General features: G+C 60.9%; 15 protein-coding genes and 1 pseudogene. 2 read left to right on the plus strand and 14 right to left on the minus strand.

The features are described from left to right. Nucleotides 1–5 precede the first annotated feature (5 nt). The 6 genes from AWB69_RS12690 to AWB69_RS12715 form a co-directional block, all read right to left on the minus strand. Nucleotides 6–473 carry a dihydroneopterin aldolase gene (locus tag AWB69_RS12690; protein WP_062085262.1) on the minus strand — a complete coding sequence of 156 codons (468 nt, stop codon included), beginning with the start codon at nucleotides 471–473 and terminating at the stop codon, nucleotides 6–8. Next, entirely contained in the window at nucleotides 470–1120 is a 651-nt protein-coding gene (locus AWB69_RS12695; RefSeq protein WP_062085263.1) for a sarcosine oxidase subunit gamma, read from the minus strand. Before AWB69_RS12695 ends, AWB69_RS12690 begins: the two co-directional genes overlap by 4 nt. Next, the gene (locus tag AWB69_RS12700) at nucleotides 1110–4112 is read right to left on the minus strand and encodes a sarcosine oxidase subunit alpha family protein (protein ID WP_062085264.1); all 3003 of its coding nucleotides are present in this window, start codon (nucleotides 4110–4112) and stop codon (nucleotides 1110–1112) included. Before AWB69_RS12700 ends, AWB69_RS12695 begins: the two co-directional genes overlap by 11 nt. Further along, nucleotides 4109–4411 carry a sarcosine oxidase subunit delta gene (locus AWB69_RS12705; protein WP_062085265.1) on the minus strand — a complete coding sequence of 101 codons (303 nt, stop codon included), beginning with the start codon at nucleotides 4409–4411 and terminating at the stop codon, nucleotides 4109–4111. Before AWB69_RS12705 ends, AWB69_RS12700 begins: the two co-directional genes overlap by 4 nt. Nucleotides 4412–4486: 75 nt before the next feature. Beyond that, nucleotides 4487–5731 (minus strand): sarcosine oxidase subunit beta family protein, encoded by a 1245-nt coding sequence (locus tag AWB69_RS12710; RefSeq protein WP_062085266.1) that lies wholly within the window; start codon nucleotides 5729–5731, stop codon nucleotides 4487–4489. 64 nt (nucleotides 5732–5795) lie between these two features. Then, nucleotides 5796–7190, minus strand: coding sequence for an L-serine ammonia-lyase (locus AWB69_RS12715; protein ID WP_062085267.1), 1395 nt, complete (start codon nucleotides 7188–7190; stop codon nucleotides 5796–5798). A gap of 398 nt (nucleotides 7191–7588) precedes the next feature. Between AWB69_RS12715 and AWB69_RS12720 the strand changes: the two genes are divergently transcribed. Next, the gene (locus tag AWB69_RS12720) at nucleotides 7589–8692 is read left to right on the plus strand and encodes a GlxA family transcriptional regulator (RefSeq protein ID WP_062085268.1); all 1104 of its coding nucleotides are present in this window, start codon (nucleotides 7589–7591) and stop codon (nucleotides 8690–8692) included. Nucleotides 8693–8749: 57 nt separating this feature from the next. Here AWB69_RS12720 and AWB69_RS12725 read toward each other — a convergent pair whose 3' ends face one another. The 4 genes from AWB69_RS12725 to AWB69_RS12740 all read right to left on the minus strand — a co-directional run bounded on the left by AWB69_RS12725 (nucleotide 8750) and on the right by AWB69_RS12740 (nucleotide 12962). Continuing rightward, nucleotides 8750–9649 carry a choline ABC transporter substrate-binding protein gene (locus AWB69_RS12725; RefSeq protein WP_407923035.1) on the minus strand — a complete coding sequence of 300 codons (900 nt, stop codon included), beginning with the start codon at nucleotides 9647–9649 and terminating at the stop codon, nucleotides 8750–8752. A 135-nt stretch (nucleotides 9650–9784) separates the two neighbouring features. Then, complete coding sequence (locus AWB69_RS12730; RefSeq protein WP_062085270.1) at nucleotides 9785–10789, minus strand: GlxA family transcriptional regulator; 1005 nt, start codon at nucleotides 10787–10789, stop codon at nucleotides 9785–9787. A gap of 99 nt (nucleotides 10790–10888) precedes the next feature. After that, nucleotides 10889–11791 carry a choline ABC transporter permease subunit gene (gene choW / locus AWB69_RS12735; RefSeq protein ID WP_062085271.1) on the minus strand — a complete coding sequence of 301 codons (903 nt, stop codon included), beginning with the start codon at nucleotides 11789–11791 and terminating at the stop codon, nucleotides 10889–10891. Beyond that, on the minus strand, nucleotides 11784–12962 hold the full coding sequence (locus AWB69_RS12740) for a quaternary amine ABC transporter ATP-binding protein (protein WP_062085272.1): 1179 nt from the start codon (nucleotides 12960–12962) through the stop codon (nucleotides 11784–11786). Before AWB69_RS12740 ends, choW begins: the two co-directional genes overlap by 8 nt. Before the next feature lie 571 nt (nucleotides 12963–13533). Between AWB69_RS12740 and AWB69_RS45700 the strand changes: the two are divergent. Then, a pseudogene (locus tag AWB69_RS45700) lies at nucleotides 13534–13656 on the plus strand (methyl-accepting chemotaxis protein); the annotation flags it as partial. Here AWB69_RS45700 and AWB69_RS12745 read toward each other — a convergent pair. The 4 genes from AWB69_RS12745 to AWB69_RS48640 all read right to left on the minus strand — a co-directional run bounded on the left by AWB69_RS12745 (nucleotide 13652) and on the right by AWB69_RS48640 (nucleotide 16502). Further along, nucleotides 13652–14272 (minus strand): flavin reductase family protein, encoded by a 621-nt coding sequence (locus AWB69_RS12745; protein ID WP_062085273.1) that lies wholly within the window; start codon nucleotides 14270–14272, stop codon nucleotides 13652–13654. The pseudogene AWB69_RS45700 and the gene AWB69_RS12745 overlap by 5 nt on opposite strands. Beyond that, complete coding sequence (locus AWB69_RS12750) at nucleotides 14269–15207, minus strand: 3-hydroxyacyl-CoA dehydrogenase family protein (RefSeq protein WP_062085274.1); 939 nt, start codon at nucleotides 15205–15207, stop codon at nucleotides 14269–14271. Before AWB69_RS12750 ends, AWB69_RS12745 begins: the two co-directional genes overlap by 4 nt. Before the next feature lie 273 nt (nucleotides 15208–15480). Beyond that, nucleotides 15481–15789, minus strand: coding sequence for a hypothetical protein (locus AWB69_RS12755; protein WP_062085275.1), 309 nt, complete (start codon nucleotides 15787–15789; stop codon nucleotides 15481–15483). Nucleotides 15790–16349: 560 nt separating this feature from the next. Beyond that, complete coding sequence (locus AWB69_RS48640) at nucleotides 16350–16502, minus strand: hypothetical protein (RefSeq protein ID WP_165101877.1); 153 nt, start codon at nucleotides 16500–16502, stop codon at nucleotides 16350–16352. Between the last annotated feature and the right edge of the window lie 113 nt (nucleotides 16503–16615).

Genomic DNA, 16615 nt, shown 5'->3' on the forward strand with positions numbered 1-16615 from the left:
CGGATTCAGCGCTTGACTGCCAGTTGCGCCATATGCGCCGCATGCAACCCCGCGGACGCTCGCCAGGCATCGAAATCCGCACGATGCCAGTCGAGCTCAACGCCCACACGCCGCGTGCCTTCGCGAATCTTCGGCTTGTAAAGCAGCAGCGTCAGCGCATCGAGAGCGGGCCATTGCGTGAACGACAGCGCAGCTATTTCCACCGCCAGCGTCTCGAGCAAGCGCGTATGCGGCTTGCTCTCCAGATAGCCCTGCACCGCCGCGCACCACGCTTCGTAGTCAACCAGCTCGTGCGCGTTCTCCTCGGCCGGTACGCCCCGGTAATGCAGGCTCGCATCAATGGCGACGGGCTGCGGCGCCAGATACTCCCGGGCATGCAGGCCTATGCGCGTTGGCACGACAAGCTCATCGATAACAATGCGCCAGCCGCGCCCGCCCGGGCTTAATGTTCCGAATGGTTCGTACGGTTTCACGACATCAGCGGCTCGGCCGCGTCAAGCATCATCTTCACGAAGTAGTCCGCGAAGCTGCGGCGGATCACGAGGTCGAAGCTGTCGTCACCCGTCGGCAGCACCGTCACGGAGGCCTTGAAGTAATGGCTCTGCGCACACTGGCCGACACCGAACAAACGCGGATGCAGATCAAGCGGACAACCGCGCGCGAGTACATCACGCGTGCGCGGACCGCTGATCTCGAGCACGGTGTAGCCGCTGCCGATATCGACGGCGGCTGCATACAAACCCTTGAACGCCTCGCGCAACCTGGCTTCCATCGGCGCGGGTTGCGTCGCGGAATGCGTGGCGACCGAGCGCACCAGCCACTCGTCGGGACCGAGCCACATCAGGTCGTAGCCGTTGCCCGTCGCCTTTGTATTCGGCTTCTCGGGCGGCTTGCAGCCAATCACGCTTTCCACCGCCGCAACGAACGCGGCGTCGCGCAGGTCGCCTCGCACGTTGACCAGTTCGAGGAACGGCCGCTCGACAAGACGAAACGCCTTCGATGCACTCACCTGATGTTTTTTCAGCAGCGCGGTCATCCCCACCAGCGGCGATTCCTGCCACACGCCCTGCCCGACTGCGCGATCCACGACCGTCTGGCTGCTTCTGTTTTCATTCCACATGTTGACGTGCTCCTTCGCTGTCGTAGAACACCGAGCTGGTGATTTTTGCCGGCATCTGCTTGCCGCCCGCGAGTGGGATCATCACCGACTCACCGATCTTGTCGAGACCGCCCTTGATGACAGCCATCGCGATCGAGCGCTTTAAAATAGGGCTGAAATAGCTGGATGTGACGTGACCGAGCATCGGCGCGGTGTCGCCGGTGAACGGACCCGGCACGATCTGCGAGCCTTCGGGAATCACAAACGACGCATCTTCGGCGAGCAAGCCGACGAGTTGCTTGCGCCCGGCCTTCGCCGTATCCGAGCGCGTCAGCGAACGCTTGCCGAGGAAGTCCTTCGACTTCGCGACCAGCCCGCCCATACCGACGTCGTACGGCGTCATCGAACCGTCGGTATCCTGCCCGACGATGATGTACCCCTTCTCGGCACGCAGCACGTGCATGGTTTCCGTGCCGTAAGGCGTGATGTCGAACTCGGCGCCGGCGGCCATCAGCGCCTCCCACACGGCACGCCCGACGTTCGCGGGCACGTTGACTTCGTAGGCAAGTTCGCCGGAGAAGCTGATGCGCATCACGCGCGACGCCGCACCCGCCACCGTCCCTTCGCGATAGCTCATGAACGGAAACGCCGCATTGGCGAAGTCGATATCGCGGCAAACCTTCTGCAACACCTTGCGGCTATTCGGGCCGACGACCGCGAACGTGGCCCAGTGGTCCGTCACCGATGCCAACCGCACCCGCATGTCGGGCCACTCGGTCTGCAACCAGCGCTCGAGCCACGTCAGCACGCGCGCCGCGCCGCCGGTGGTGGTCGTCATCATGTAGTGCTGGTCGGCCAGGCGCACAGTCACGCCGTCGTCGAAGATCATGCCGTTTTCGTCGAGCATCAGGCCGTAGCGGCACTTGCCCACTTCCAGCTTGCTCCACGGGTTCGTGTAGACCCAGTTCAGCAGCTTCGCGGCATCGGGGCCCTGGATATCGATCTTGCCGAGCGTCGATGCGTCGAGAATGCCAACGCTGGTACGCGTCGCCAGCGACTCGCGCGCAATCGCCGCGTGCAGGTCCTCGCCATTTCTCGGGAAATACCAGGGCCGCTTCCAGTTGCCGACGTCCTCGAACTCCGCGCCGTTTTCCACATGCCATTCATGCACGGCGGTCTTGCGGACCGGATCGAGGAATTCGCCCAGCTCACGGCCGGCGAACGTGCCGAACGTGACCGGCGTGTAGTTCGGACGGAAGGTCGTGGTGCCGGTTTCGGGAATCGTCTTGTTCAGCGCCTGAGCAAGAATCGCCATGCCGTTGATGTTGCCAAGCTTGCCCTGATCCGTACCGAAGCCCATCGCGGTGTAACGCTTCACGTGCTCGACCGACTCGAACCCTTCACGCGCGGCGAGGAAAATGTCGGCTGCGGATACGTCGTTTTGGAAATCAATGAATTGTTTAGGACCCCGTGTTGCCAGTTCACGGCCGCCGACCAGCCACAACGGCATGACCGGTGCCTCGCTGACTTCGGCCACTTGCACGGTTGTCGGACGCGCCACGATCAAACCCACGGCACGCGCTGCGTCAACGCCTGCGTCGACTGCGAAACGGATCGCCCGGGCAAGCGTGAATTCGCCGGCGCATGCGCCTACGCTGCTCTCGGCCTGCATCGCCTTGCCGGGTACGAAGCAGAGCTTCTCGTCATGCCAGTGCGCCTTGCCGCCGGACTGCGCAAACAGATGCAGGATCGGGCTCCAGCCGCCGGACACCGCGAGCAGGTCGCAAGGCAGCTCGGCCTGCTTCGCGCCAACCGTGCCGTTCGAATAAGCGCTGACTTCAACCGACGCCACGCGCAACTTGCCGTGCGCCACGGTAATCGCCGAGCCGTTCAGGACCTTCACGCCATAACGCTTCGCCTGACCTTGCAACGCACCTTTGTCGTCGGCGAGACGCGGGTCCACTACCGTCACCTGCGCGCCTGCAGCCTTCAGGTCTAGCGCGCATTGGTAGCCGCTGTCGTTGTTCGTGAAGACCACCGCATTACGTCCCGGCAGCACCGCATAGCGATGCAAATAGGACGACACCGCCGACGCCAGCATCACGCCCGGCAGATCGTTGTTGCCGAACACGATCGGCCGTTCCTGGGCGCCCGTGGCGAGAATGACGCGCTTGGCACGCACTTTCCACAGCAGTTCCCGCGTGCCCTTGCGCATGGAAACCGGCAAATGCTCGGTCAAGCGCTGCGTGATGGTGACGAGGTTGTGGTCCTGATAACCGAACGCCGTGCTGCGGTACAGAATCTTCACGTCCGGCATCTTGCGCAGTTCGGCTTCAATCTTTTGCGCCCACTTCAAGCCCGGAGCGCCATCAATTTCGGTGCGATACGACAGCAACGAACCGCCGAGTTCCGGCTGGTCATCAACGAGAATCACGCGTGCACCCGATAAACCCGCCGCATGCGCCGCAGCCAAACCCGAAGGGCCGGCGCCGACCACAAGCACGTCGCAATGCGCGAAGCACTTGTCGTAACGGTCTGCGTCCACGTGTTCGGGCGCCTTGCCGAGACCCGCTGCGTCGCGGATCACTTCCTCGTATTTCGGCCAGAACTTGCGCGGCCACATGAAGGTCTTGTAGTAGAAGCCCGCCGGGATAAACCGCGCGATCTTCTGGTTCACCGCCATGCGGTCATTCTCGATGCTCGGCTTGGCATTCACGCTCGTGGCTACCAGCCCCTGATACAACTCGATCTCGGTAGCGCGCGCATTGGGCACGGTATAAGCGCCGGTCTCGAGCTGAACGACCGCGTTCGGCTCCGCCACATCGGCCGTCACAATGCCGCGCGGCCGGTGATACTTCCAGCTACGCGCGACGAAATGCACGCCGTTCGCGAGCAGCGCGGAAGCGAGCGTATCGCCCTGATGGCCCTGGTATGTCTTGCCGTTGAACGTGAACGTGAGCGAGATGGCGCGGTTGATGCGCCCGCCCGTGGAAAGTCGGTCTTTCTGGCTCATTTGGATTGTCCTTCTTCTTTCTGTTCCATCACGGCGAGCGGCCGGGCGAACGTTTCATAGCCCTGGAACGCGTAGCTCACGGTGTCGCGTTGCGCCATGAACCAGCGGCGGCAACCCTGCGTGTGCATCCATTGCTCGCGGTGCACGCCACGCGGGTTCTTGCGCATGAACAGGTAGTCGCCCCATTCCTTGTCGGTGAGTTTTTCGGTGTCCAGCGGGCGGGCGATATCGGCTTCGCCGCCGCACGAGAATTCGCTTTCGGCGCGTGGCCCGCACCAGGGGCATTCAATCAGCAACATGTCTCTTCTCCAGTGTCGACCAGAGTTGGCGCTTCAGCGCCTTACTTTGGTCCCATGCAACCTTGGTTGCTCAGGTTAGTGGGCGACGGCCGCAGCGCCGTGTTCGTCGATCAGGTGACCCGTGTAGAAACGGTCGATGGAGAACGGCGCGTTCAGTGGATGCGGCTCATCCTTCGCAATGGTGTGGGCATAAGCCCAACCGGAACCTGGCGTCGCCTTGAAGCCGCCCGTTCCCCAGCCGCAGTTGAAGTACAGGCCCTTCACGTCGGTCTTGCTGATGATCGGGCACGCATCCGGCGACACATCCACAATCCCGCCCCACTGACGATTCATGCGCACACGCGAGAACACCGGGAACATCTCCACGATGGCCTCCAGCGTCCCTTCAATGATGTGGAAACTGCCGCGCTGGCCAAAGCCCGTGTACTGGTCGACCCCGGCGCCGATCACGAGATCGCCCTTGTCGGACTGGCTGATATACGCGTGCACCGCGTTCGACATCACCACCGTGTTGACCACCGGCTTGATCGGCTCGGACACAAGCGCCTGCAACGGATGGCTTTCCAGCGGCAACCGGATGCCGGCCATGTCGGCGAGCGTGGAGGTGTTGCCTGCCGCCACGATCGCGACCTTCTTGGCCTTGATGAAACCCTTCGTGGTATCCACGCCGATCACCTGGCTGCCGTTACGGCGAATGCCCGTGACCTGGCAGTTCTGCACGATATCCACGCCTGCCTGATCCGCGCCGCGCGCAAACCCCCATGCCACGGCGTCGTGACGCGCCACGCCGCCGCGACGCTGGATGGACGCGCCCAGCACCGGGTAGCGGCTATTCAGGTTGATGGTCGGCTCGATCTGCTTGATCTGTTCCGGCGTGAGGAATTCGGCATCGACACCATTCAGGCGGTTCGCGTTCACGCGACGTTCAGTATCCCGAACGTCTTGCAGCGTATGCGCGAGGTTCATCACGCCGCGCTGGCTGAACATCACGTTGTAGTTCAGGTCCTGCGAGAGCCCTTCCCACAACTGCATCGCTTTTTCGTACAGCGCTGCCGATTCGTCCCACAGGTAATTCGAGCGCACGATGGTCGTGTTGCGCGCCGTGTTACCGCCGCCGATCCAGCCCTTCTCGAGCACGGCGATGTTACGCACGCCATGTTCCTTGGCGAGATAGTAGGCGGTCGCGAGCCCATGACCGCCGCCGCCGACGATCACCACGTCGTATTCCTGCTTGGGCTCCGGGCTTTTCCACTGGCGTTCCCAGTTCTCGTGATACGACATGCCGTTGCGCAACAGGCTGAATATTGAATAGCGGCTCATGGTGTTTCCTTGAACTTGTTGATGTTGCAAAAGCGGTTGCAAACGCGGTTGCCAAGCTTGAAAATCAGCACTCGATGACGTTCACGGCCAACCCGCCGCGTGACGTCTCCTTGTATTTCGTCTTCATGTCCGCGCCGGTTTCGCGCATGGTCTTGATCACGTTGTCTAGCGACACATAGTGCGTACCGTCGCCCTTCATGGCCATGCGCGCCGCGTTGAGCGCCTTGATCGCGCCCATCGCATTGCGTTCTATGCACGGGATCTGCACAAGCCCGCCAACGGGGTCGCAGGTCATGCCGAGGTTGTGTTCCATGCCGATCTCGGCGGCGTTCTCGACTTGCGCCGGCGTGCCGCCCATGACAGCCGCGAGCGCCGCGGCGGCCATCGAGCACGCCACGCCGACTTCACCCTGGCAGCCGACTTCGGCGCCGGAAATAGACGCCGTTTCCTTGTAGATGATCCCGATAGCCGCCGCCGTCAGCAGGAACGTGACAATGCCCTCGTCGGTCGAGTTGTGCATGAACTTCACGTAGTAGTGCAGCACCGCGGGGATCACGCCGGCCGCGCCGTTCGTGGGTGCGGTGACCACGCGGCCACCGGCGGCGTTCTCCTCGTTCACGGCCATTGCGTAGAGGTTGACCCAGTCGAGCATGGAGAGCGGATCGCGCAACGACTCTTCCGAGTGCTTGCGCAACTGCGCGGAGAGATCGGCTGCACGACGCTTCACGTGCATCGGGCCGGGCAATTCGCCGCGTACCTTGCAGCCGCGTTCCACACACGCTGCCATCACGCGCCAGATTGCAAGCAGGCCGTCGCGCACTTCGCGCTCCGGGCGCGATGCGCATTCGTTGCGCAGCGTAATTTCAGCGATGGATAACCCCGTCTCCCGGCACACGCGCATCAGGTCGTCGCCCGTGCGGAATGGGTGCGTCACCTCGCCGCCGGATTGCACGCCGTTCACGCGCGTGCCCTCGCTGTTGATCACAAAACCGCCGCCGACCGAGTAGTACTCTTTTTCGACGACGAGCTGGCCGTTTTCATCGAAGGCCTGGAAGCGCATGCCGTTCGGATGCACGACGCTCGATCCGGGCGCACCCGGCATCAGCTTGCGAAAAAAACCAATGTGCTCGCGCTCGTCGAACTTGACCGTGTGCTTGCCGAGCAGGTTCAGGCTCTTGCACTCGCGGATCTCCCGCAGACGCGGTTCGATCGCATCCGGATCGATCGAGTCGGGGAGATTGCCCTCGAGTCCAAGCAGCACGGCTTTGTCGGTACCGTGCCCCTTTCCGGTCGCACCCAGCGAGCCGAACAGATCCACCCGGACGCGGCGCACGAACGCGAGCAGGTTGGCGTCCTCGATGTGCGAGGCAAAACGGCACGCTGCGATCATCGGGCCGACGGTATGCGAACTTGACGGACCGATGCCGATCTTGAACAGATCGAAAACGCTGACGTTCATGGGGTGCCTTGTCGGTGGACTGCATGGGATTTCACTAGGTAGCCATTGCACCGCACGCCAATTTCCGCTGATAGAACAAAAACGGCATGCACGTGGGATGGCGGCGTCAGCACGACAACGCGCGGGGGTGGTGAGACGCTTTAGCGATGATCAGCGGCCAAAACGGGCAGGGAGCCGGTTATCGGAGACGGCTTGTCCTTTCCAGGGCAAGCCGTTTTCCGTTCCGGGCTGCCTTCAACGCTCACCACGCCTGGGTCAAAAATCCGGAGTGCCGCAAAACCCGCGTACATTCCGGTATTTCAAACCGGTTAATGACGGTGATATGCTGATTGATTACCGGGTCGTCTGTCGCCCATCACCCATGGCCCGAATGACGGCTGCACATCAACGGCAAGCGCATGAATCCCGCTGACCTTCTTCCCGCTCAATCGCCCGACACGCCGTCCAAACAGCGCATTCGTTTTGGCATTGTGTTGTTGCCGAATTTCACGCTGACGGCGTTTTCCGGCTTCGTCGATTTATTGCGCCTGTCCGCTGACGAAGGCGATTTCAGCAAGCCGGTGCGCTGCTCCTGGAGCGTGATCGGGGAAACGCTGGCGCCGGTGCGGGCGAGTTGCGGCATCCAGATCACGCCTTGGGAAACCTTCGAGAAGGCTGAGCCCTTCGACTACGTGGTAGTCGTGGGTGGCTTGCTGCATTCCGGCGCGGGCGCGAGCGACGCCACGCTGCAATTCATCCGCCGCGCCGCGACCACGGACGCCACGCTGGTCGGCATTTGCACGGGTGTGTTTTCCCTGATGCGGGCGGGCGTGCTGGAGGGTTATCGCATTTGTGTGAGCTGGTTCCACTACTGGGATTTCGTCGAGCGTTTTCCGGGTGTGAATGAGGAGATGCTGGTCGCAGACCGTTTGTTCGTGATGGATCACCGGCGCATTACGTGTTCGGGCGGGCGGGCGTCGATCGATGTTGCCGCAGCCATCCTTCTGCGTCATTTCGAGGCTGCCACGGTACAAAAGGCGTTGCGCATCCTGCTGGTGGACGACATGCAAAAGGGCAACGCTCCGCAGCCGCATCCGCCGGGGCTGGCGCCCGCCACGCATCCGAAAGTGAAGCGGGCGATCTTGCTGATGGAGCAGCATGTGGGGCGTTCGTTGACGCTCGATGAGCTTGCGCACAAGCTGGATTTATCTACACGGCAGCTGGAGCGTTTGTTCAAGGCGGAGACCGGCAAGGCGCCGCAGGCTTACGCGAAGCAGGTCCGGTTGCGCACGGCCGCCTGGCTGCTGACGAGTTCCGACAAGACGGTGGCGGACATTGCATCGAGTTGCGGTTTTTCCGATGCGTCGCATTTGGGGCGCGAGTTCAGGAAGCAGTTCGGGCTTCCGCCAATGATGTACCGCGAGCAGCGTGGCACGGCAGCACCGGACGATGCGAGCGCGGCGACACTCGACCTTGCCGCGGATTTCGATGAGACTTTTCCGGGGCGGGCCCAGGCTATCTAGGTTGGAGCGTTGCACCCGCGCCGGCCGGCCGCTTGGCCCACCGGCGCGAACAAAAACTTACTGCGCTGCTACATAAGCCTTCACAGCCGGCAGCCCATCCTTTCCGTCAAACGTCTTCACCCCTGCCAGCCACTTGTCCAGCACGGCCGGATTCGCCTTCAGCCACTGTTTCGCAGCGACATTCGGATCGGTCTTGTTCATGATCGGCGTCATCACGTGATTCTCGATGTCCGTCGAAAACCGCAGGTTATCGACCAGCTTCGCCACGTTCGGGCAGCGAGCAGCATAGTCCGGCGGTGTCACCGTCAACACCTTGGCCTCACCATAGTTCGGCCCGAATACATCGTCGCCGCCGCTCAGATAATCAATCTTCATGGTCACGTTCATCGGATGCGGTTCCCAGCCGAGGAACACAATCCACTTCTTCTCGCGAATCGCGCGGCCTACTTCCACCAGCATGCCCGCTTCGCTCGACTCCACCATCTTGAACTTGCCAAGCCCATACTGATTCGAATCGATCATCTTCTTGATCAACGCGTTGCCGTCATTACCCGGCTCAATACCGTAGATCTTGCCGTCAAGCTTGTCGTAGTTCTTGGCAATATCGGCGAATGACTTCAGGCCGCCGTTATACGCATAGTCCGGCACCGCCAAGGTGTATTTCGCGCCCGTCAGGTTAGGCGTCGACAATACCTTGACCTGCCCGGCTTTCTGGAACGGCTCGACAATGGGGTCCATTGTCGGCGACCAATAGCCGAGGAACACATCGATCTGCTTGCTCTTGATACCCGCAAACGTAATAGGCACCGACGCAATCGTCTTCGTCGGCTTGTATCCGAGGCCCTGCAGCACGGTAGTCGCCAGACCCGTGGTCGCGGCAATATCGGTCCAGCCCACATCGGCGAAACGGACGTTCTGGCACGTGGCCGGATCAGCCGCAAACGCGCCGCCGGACATCGTGACATTGAGCAAGACAGCCAGCGCGCACGATGACGCGATTCCGTGAAGTTTCATGTTTTCTCCCTGTTTTGGAAACTGCCAGACACGACGATGCCGCGCCCCAATGAGCGCACCACGTCTAAAAATGGATCATCAAGCCGACTGCCTGCGCTCAATACTCGGCGCGTGGCCAAATTGCGCGCGGTACGCCTTGCTGAAATGACACGGCGAATGAAAGCCGCAAACAGCCGTCACACGCGAAATGGATGCATCGGTATTACGCAACAACTCACGTGCCCGGCGCAGCCGCAACGTGAGGTAATAATGCGTCGGCGAAACACTCAGGAACATCTTGAACATCCGCTGCAAATGACGCTGCGAAAGCTTCACCAGCCTCGCAAGCTCTTCAAGCGACAACGGCTCTTCAATGTTCGCCTCCATCAGCCGCACGACCTCGATCAACTCGGCCCGCGAAAACCCCACGCGGGCATCAACAGGAATGTGCTGGTAATCAGTCGTGCCGCGAATCCGCTCCACAATGAATTGCTCGGACACCTGCGCCGCATGCGCCTGCCCAAGCCGCTGGCCGACCAGGTTCAACATCAGGTCGAGCGGCGCGGTCCCGCCGGTGCAAGTCACGCGATCACGGTCGATCACAAAGAGTTCATCGGCGAATCGCACGTGGGGGAAACGCTTGTGCAACGGCGACATGTCCTCCCAATGCACCGTGCAGCGATACCCGTCCAGCAAGTTCGCCGCCAGCAACGCATACGCGCCCGTGCACACGCCGCCAAGCGGCACGCCTTGCGCCGCGACGTGCTGCAGCAGCGTGATCACCTTTTCGTCGACGTAATCGCGTACATGCCAGCCCGCGCACACGATCAGCACGTCCGGCATGCCCGCCTCGGCCAGCGTTTTCGTCGGCTTCACGGTAATGCCGTTGCTCGCGCGTGCCGGTTCACCGTCCGGGGTGATCACCGACCACGTGTAATGCTCAGCCCGGCCAACGTAGTTCGCCATGCGCAGCACTTCGATCGCGCTGGTGAACGCGATCATCGAAAAGTTAGGCAGCGTCAGGAACCCGAAGTGCGCGAGCTTAGACAACGGTGAATTCTCAACAGGATGAATCCGGTCCGGCACCATCGCGTCGCGTTTCATCGGGTTTTTATCCTTGGGCGTGGCTTTATTTCGCTGCCTGATTTAACCGCTGATCTGCTACCTGGCTTTGCTGCTTATTTTGCTAATTAACTTTGCTAATTAACTTTGCTGTGCAGCCGGTGCGCGGCGCACGCGCATCACGCTGCGAAGCCCCGACAACAGCGGTGCCCGCGCCATGCCTGGCGAGCGGCCAAAGCTTTCCGTGATGCGGTCAAGAATGATCGCGAGCAGCACCACCGACAAACCGCTCTCGAATCCCAGCCCGATATCCAGCCGCTGGATACTCGCCAGCACGTCGTTGCCCAGGCCGCCGGCACCCACCATTGAAGCGATGATCACCATGGACAGCGCCATCATGATGGTCTGGTTGACGCCGGTCATGATGGACGGCAACGCGTTCGGAAACTGCACCTTGTAAAGCAGTTGCCACGGCGTGCAGCCGAATGCCTGACCCGCCTCCACGATCTCGCGGTTGACATGCTTGATACCGAGCGACGTCAGGCGCACAGCGGGCGGCATCGCGAAGATCACCGTCGACAGGATCCCCGGAACCCGGCCTAGACCGAACAGCATGGCTGCCGGAATCAGGTACACGAAAGCGGGCATGGTCTGCATCAGGTCGAGCACGGGACGCACGATTGTCTCGATCGTCTTGCTCTTCGCCGTCCAGATGCCGAGCGGAATGCCGAGCAGCAAACTGATCAAGGTGGCAGACAGCGTGAGGCCGAGCGTGATCACCATCTCGTCCCAGAAGCCGGTGGCATAGATCAGCAGCAACGACAGCAACGTGAATAGCGCGAAGCGCCAGCCCACGCGCCACAAGCCGATACCGACGAAGATCGCCATCATCAGCCACATCGGAATGGACTGAAGGCCGTGTTCAATCAGCGCGGCGAAACTCTCGATGACTTTGCCGATTGCGTCGAAGGTGTTTGCATCGTGGTCGAGCAGGTATTTGACACCGTGGTCGACCCACGTACCGAGCGGGATAATTTCAGACATGGGAACCTCGATGCCGAGTCAGAGCCTTGAGAACATTCGACTTGTTGACCGAACCGCAATACGATCCGTCCGCCTCCACCACCGGCAAGGGTGCACGGCTCGCGACCACCCGGCTGACGACCACGTCAAGCGGCGTGGTGCGCTGAATGCATTCGATCAGATTGATTTCCGGCGACGCCTGGCCAATCGCGTCGCGACACACAAAACCGCGGATCTTGCGCTCGTGGTCCATCACGAACGCGTAGTCGGCGCTGCCGTTGAGCGCCTGCGAGACACTCGATGCATCGATCTGCGAACCGTGCTTCATCAACGGCACCACATCGGTCTGCATCAGGTCGCCGGCGGTCAGGTAACGGCTGGTGTCGATCCCTTCGAAGAACGCGCGCACGTAGTCGTCGGCAGGGTTCGAGATGATTTCCTGCGGCGTGCCGATCTGCACCACCTTGCCGCCTTCCATGATCGCGATGCGGGTACCAATGCGCAGCGCCTCCTCCAGGTCGTGCGACACGAACATGATCGTGCGCTGCTGTTCGCGTTGCAGATCGAGCAGCACGTTTTGCATTTCCTTGCGTTTCAACGGATCGAGTGCGGAGAACGCCTCGTCCATGATCATCAGCGACGGGTTCACGGCCAGCGCCCGTGCAAGGCCCACGCGCTGCTGCATCCCTCCCGACAACTGCGCCGGCAGCTTCTGCGCGAACGGCGCAAGACCGACCTGCTCGAGCACGGCCATCGCACGTTTCTCGCGTTCCTTGCGCCCGATGCCCGCCACTTCGAGCCCGAACGCCGCGTTCGACAGCACGGTGCGCTGCGGCATCAGTGCGAACGACTGGAACACCATGCTCATGTCCTTGCGACGCAGCGACGTGAGTTCGGAACGCGGCACGGAGGCCACGTCGCGGCCATCGATCAGCACCTTGCCGGCGGTCGGTTCCACCAGCCGGTTGATGAGGCGGATCAGTGTCGACTTGCCTGAACCCGACAAACCCATCAACACGAAAATCTCGCCTTCCTTCACTTCGAAGGACACGTTATGGACGCCGACAATCTGTCCGGTGCGGGAGAAAACTTCTTCCTTCGTTGCGCCGCCGGCAAGCATGTCGATCGCCTGCTTCGGGCTCGTACCGAACACCTTGCACAGGTTTTCGACCACGACCTTGTGGGAATTCATCGAACGCTCTCCTGGTTGGCGGACGTGCGTCCGCGCTCTGCATACATAGTTGCCAGAAAAAAGTGCGGGTTGCCGACTATTTCCGACAGGCACATGTGGAAATACGACACCTCGTTTTTCCTTTTTTGGCTGATGGAAAGTGGGAGGCTTGCTGGGCAAGGGTTTGCGAGCCGCGCCGACCTGATTTCGGCGTTTTTTCACATGTCGCGCCAGAGCAAGTGGACGACCTTTTCGTAAAGTTTTTTTTGGGGAGTTCCCGGGTTTTCCCGGAGGTGTCGTCGGGGTTGCAAGCGCTTCCGAGCGCTTTTGCCGTCCAGCCCATCATATTCCACGAATGTAGCCGTCTGGACGATGTCGGCTTTTGGCTGCTTTGCAGCGCTTGCGAACAGGACGCGGCGGAACCCGGGCGATCAGGAATCGCAAGCCGACGCCGTTAACCCTTCATTTTCCCTACATTTCGCTCATCCGGTTCATCCATGCCTCTATTCAACATCCCAACGCCCCCCGGGCATCTGGCTGGTCAGCAAATCGACGCGCAGGCGCTCGAACGCATGGACGACATCCTGGCATTGCGCGAGGCGGCGAGCATGGCAGGGGCTTGGCCGTGGTGGCGTCGGAGGTGCGCGGACTGGCTCAGCGCAGCGTCGCAGCGGTCAAGGAGATCGCGGCGCTGATCGCGGAACCGCTCATCACGATGGCCGGATCATCTCGAACATTTCGCCGATACCCGCATAGTCCCCGCGATAACCCGCGCGCATGATGGGCTGCGCGGCGGCGGTATCGAAGAGACCGTCCTTCAGGAACTCGCGCCGGATATGCACGCCAACCACTTGCCCGAGCGCGAGCCAGTTATTCATGGGCGTGCCGTCCAGCGATTTCAGCCGGATGATCTGCAACAACTTGCATTCAAGCGCGGCCGGCGACTCCGCCACATGCGGCACGGCCACGTTCACGCCCGGCGCTTTGGTGAGTCCCGCCAGCTCGAATTCATCGATTTCGCGGGGTACCGTCGCGGACGTCCGGTTCATCTTTTCGGCAAGCGGCTTGCTCGCCAGATTCCACACGAATTCGCCGGTGGTCTCGATATTCGCGATGCTGTCCTTGAACCCCTCGCTCGAGAATCCGATGATGTGCGGGAACGAAGCGAACGCGCCGAAAAAACTGTAGGGCGCGAGGTTCACGCGGCCATCCGGATCGCAGCTCGAAATCCAGCCGATCACCCGCGGCGCGACAATCGCCTTGAATGGATCATGGCGTAGCTGGTGGCCCTCGTCAGGGTTGTAGAAATGTACGGCGTTGCTGTCGCTCATGAGTGCTTCCCGGTCTTCTTTGCAGTGTGGTGAATCAGGCGCTTGCGCCCTTCTTTCACGCGCGCATGGTGCGCGTCATTCCATTCATAAAACCCCTGCCCGCTGCGCACGCCCACCCGCCCTTTCTGCACGTGTTCGCGCATCAGTTGCAACACGTCTTCGTCCTTCGCCAGCTCCGGCATCAGGTGCGAGCCGATATCCAGCAAGGTATCCAGCCCGCCGAGATCCGCGCTTTCCAGCGGCCCGACCATGCCATAGCGGCGTCCGAGCGACGCCTTCATCACGGCGTCGACCACCGCCGGCGTTGCGGCTCCCGAACGCACAATGGCGAGCGCTTCACGCAATACGGCGAACTGCAGCCGGTTGCCCACAAAACCCGGAATGGCCTTCGTCAGCACAACCGGCTCCATGCCAATGGCCGTCATGAGTTCAGCCGTGCGGCGCGTGACGTCCGGAGCCGTTTCGGTGCCCGGCACCACTTCCACAAGCGGAATGGTGTGCGGCGGATTCCAGAAATGCGCGATCACAAAACGCGCCTTGTTTTGCAGTACTTGCGCAAGCAGATCGGGCGGAAAGCCGCTCGTGTTGCTGGCGAAAATAGCGTCCTCGCGCAGCAGCGGTTCGAGAGCCCGGTAGGTGCGGTTTTTCAGTTCGAGCACTTCCGGAATGGCTTCCACGATGAAACCCGCCGTGGCCACCCGCTCCAGTTGGTCTGTCGTTTCAATACGCGCGAGTACGTCCTGTTTATGGTCCGCATTGAATACGCCGGCGTCGATCAATTCGTCGAGGATCGCCTCTGCTTTTCCATGCACCGACGCAAGCCGCGCGGCGTCTATGTCGTGAACGATAGTCGGATAGCCGTGCAGCGCCGCTTGCGTCGCAATGCCGACACCCATCAAGCCGCTGCCCACCACGCCGATAGTGATTTGATTCAAATTTTCCCCGCAATGCTTGAATTCCGAGCTGCGATTGACAGCCGGTTCCGGTCCCGAAGGGTCGCACCAAAGCCGTTCGATGCGGCTCTCAAGGCCGCGTCAGGAAGGATAGCGCAGCGCCTCATATCGCGCCGCGCAGCGAATGGCCTAGGACTGACCTATGACTTGACGCTGATCGTCCTGTTCCGCCCTCCACGGAGAAGGCCAAGACCAAAAAAAGCCGGCTTCCCTTGCGGGAAGCCGGCTTTTGCGGCGAGGCCCTGTGGCCAGCGCTTAACCGTGATCCGGACCGTGGTCGTCGTGGTTGTATCCATGCTGCGGATGATGCGGAGGACCCGAATCATGCGGATGGTGGCGCATCCATTCGTCGCGCTGCCAGTAGCGGTGGCCGTCCCAATAGCGGTCGCCATGCCAGCCGAGGTTGATCACCACGTCGGCCTGCACCATGCGGGGTTGCGCATAGCCTTGCTGGGGCACGGGGCCGTGGATCATGCCGTTATCGACCTGCGCGAACGCGGTCGTAGCAGTTAAAAGCGCGCCGCCGGTGAGCAGCGCGGCAATGATCGAGCGTGAGGTGTTCATGACTATTCTCCCTTTTCAGCTTGATTTCGTTTCAGGACGCGCGGCCAGCCGGAACAATATGCCGTTGGCGGATGTGCCGTCAGGTGCCGCGTCGTTGAAACCACTTTAGCTGGGCGCCATATTGCACGACGTGAGCGCTTGTAAGAGTTCGTATCAATGAACCTGGCGCGTATGGATTGACTTGAAATTTTTCAAACCCCTGATTTCATTCGCCTTTACGCCGGTCCAACGAGGCAGCCTGGCACTCTTTCGTCCGTCGGCGTGTAAGCAACGAAAATATGCGGCGGGTATTTGGCTGGGGCAGACGGCAGGAGAGAAAAACGGGGAACGATCTGGGAGACATGCGCCGAGCGGCGCTGGAGAGGAGTGTCGCGCAAAAGCGACGTGATGGCCGCAGAGTCGTGGGAACTCAAGCGTGGCGATCGGTAAAACTTAAAGCTAGAAAAACTACATAATCTACAACAATAAAAACAGGCGGACCGCACTACGAAAAAACCTTGTCAAGCACAAAGCAACAACACTTCAGTTTTTTCTGCCGTCCGGCCTGTCTTCCCTGCAGCTCACAGACGAATACCCATGATGGTGCCGCGCGACTTGCGGATGCGCTCTGCTTCTTGCTGACGGGCTTGGTACGAGTAGTCCGAGTCCATCGGAAGATGCGGCGATTCAAACAGCGATGCGAATTTTTGCAGCAATGCGAAGAGGTAGCTCATGTCAAACTCCTGATGGTTGTTCAAGGGTTATCCCTTAGATGTCATTATAGGGTTTTCACTAATTTATTCCTAGTGCAACGCAACATTTCTTTGGTAGTTTTTCTACATAATTG

The sequence above is a fragment of the Caballeronia udeis genome, from assembly GCF_001544555.2.
Taxonomy (GTDB): Bacteria; Pseudomonadota; Gammaproteobacteria; order Burkholderiales; family Burkholderiaceae; genus Caballeronia; species Caballeronia udeis.